This window comes from Komagataeibacter kakiaceti JCM 25156, from assembly GCF_000613305.1.
Map to the genome: position 1 here is coordinate 1 of NZ_BAIO01000439.1, position 1,992 is coordinate 1,992.

Here is a 1,992-nt window from a genome sequence, read left to right on the forward strand (position 1 = left end):
CTCGTGCGCCGCCGTCTCTTTTTCCGCATCCTCCAGATAGGCGATGAAGGCGGCCTCCAGATCCGGCGCGCCGCGCTTTTTCACCAGTTCCGCCGGCGTGCCGACCGCCAGCACGTGCCCGCGATGCATGAGCGAGATCCGGTCGCACCGCGCCGCCTCGTTCATGAAATGGGTGGAGACGAAGATGGTCACATGCTCCGTGCGTGACAGGCGGATCAGGTGCTGCCAGAACATGTCGCGCGCGGCCGGGTCCACGCCGGAGGTCGGCTCGTCCAGAATCAGGATTTCGGGGTTGTTGATGCACGCCGCCGCAAGCTGCAGGCGCTGGCGTATGCCCAGCGGCAGGGCGGCGGGGCTGACATCGGCGCAGCCGCGCAGTTCGAACGAATCAAGCGACTGCTCGACCCGCGCTGACGCCTGCGGGGCGGGAATGCGGTAAAGCCGGGCCTGAAGCATGAGGTTCTGGCGCACGGTCAGTTCCTCATAAAGCGAGAACGCCTGCGACATGTAGCCAATGCGCATGCGGGTTTTCATGTCGCCCGCCGTGATCTGCTCCCCGAACAGCCGGGCGGTGCCGCTGGTCACGTCCAGCAGGCCGGTCAGCATCTTCATGGTGGTGGACTTGCCGCAGCCATTGGAGCCGAGAAAGCCGAAAATCTCACCCCGCTTATGGTGAAGCTCACATCGCTCACCGCCGTAAAGCTGCCAAAGCGGCGGGTCAGGTGTTCGGCCTCGATGGCGGGCGGGCCGCCGGGATTGGCATAGGGCGGGATGACGAACCCGCTGGCCTGCTGGCGCTTGCCTTCGGGCAGGAGCGAGATATACGCCGCCTCCAGCGATGTGGCGCCGGTGCGCTCGAGCACGCTGCGCGTCCGGTCGCTGATCAGCACCCTGCCGTCATCCATGGCCACCAGCCACGCGAAGCGTTCCGCCTCCTCCATATAGGCGGTGGAGACGATCACCGTCATGGACGGGCGTTCGCTGCGCAACTGATCCACCAGCGTCCAGAACTGCTGGCGCGAGAGCGGATCGACCCCGGTGGTCGGTTCATCCAGTATCAGCAGGTCGGGGTCATGCACCAGCGCGCAGCACAGGCTGACCTTCTGCTTCATCCCCCCCGACAGATGCCCCGCCGCGCGGTCGGGAAAGGGCGCAAGACCCGTGGCGTCGAGCAGGCGATGGATGCGCGCATCACGCTCGCGGGCGTCCATGCCGAACAGGCGGGCGAAAAAATCGATGTTTTCCCATACCGACAGGGTCGGGTACAGGTTGCGCCCCAGCCCCTGCGGCATGAAGGCGATGCGGGGCAGGAAGGCCTCCCGCGCGCGGCGCGAGCCCATATCCGCCCCCAGCACCATCACCTTGCCGGACTGGAGCCGCCGCACGCCCGCGATCAGCCCCAGCAGGGTGGACTTGCCCACCCCGTCCGGCCCCACCAGGCCGATGGTGGTGCCGGCGGGCAGGTTGATGGTCACGTCATTCACCGCCGTAACCGCGCCATACCGGTGCGTAACCCCGGTAATGGCGATGCCCGCCGGGCTAGCCTGCGGCGTCGGCGCGGTCATTGCGGGGCATCGGCCACGTCAAGGGCGGCGGGCCAGCGGGTGGCGGGATCAGTGCGCACATAGCCATCGCCCGTCATGCCCGCCTTGAGCACGCTGCCATAGCGCCGCGCCGTGTCGGGCGCGATACGCAGCTTGACACGATAGACCAGCTTGTCGCGCTCGGTCGCGGTCTCGACATATTTGGGGGTGAACTGCGCCTCGGGCGAGACGAAGGAGACGGTGGCCGGAATGACCTCCTTGTGCAGGGCGTCAAGGGCGATGCGGGCCTGATCGCCCACACGCAGCCGCCCCGCCTGCGGAGAGGGGTAGAAGACGGTCAGGTACATATCCGCCGGGTTCAGCAGCGAGGCCACCCGCCCCCCGCCGGGCAGGACCGCGCCCAGTTCCACGATACGGTATTCGATCCGCCCCGCCACGCGCGCGGATG

The 1,992-nt window shown here is 67.5% G+C and carries 1 protein-coding gene and 1 pseudogene; both read right to left on the reverse strand.

Annotation, left to right across the window (positions count from 1 at the left end; translation table 11 throughout):
• Nucleotides 1–1,565: pseudogene (locus JCM25156_RS24985) on the reverse strand (ATP-binding cassette domain-containing protein); the annotation flags it as partial.
• Nucleotides 1,562–1,992: HlyD family secretion protein (locus JCM25156_RS14985; RefSeq protein WP_025813713.1), on the reverse strand; the 431-nt coding region annotated here is incomplete at its 5' end. The pseudogene JCM25156_RS24985 and the gene JCM25156_RS14985, both read right to left, overlap by 4 nt.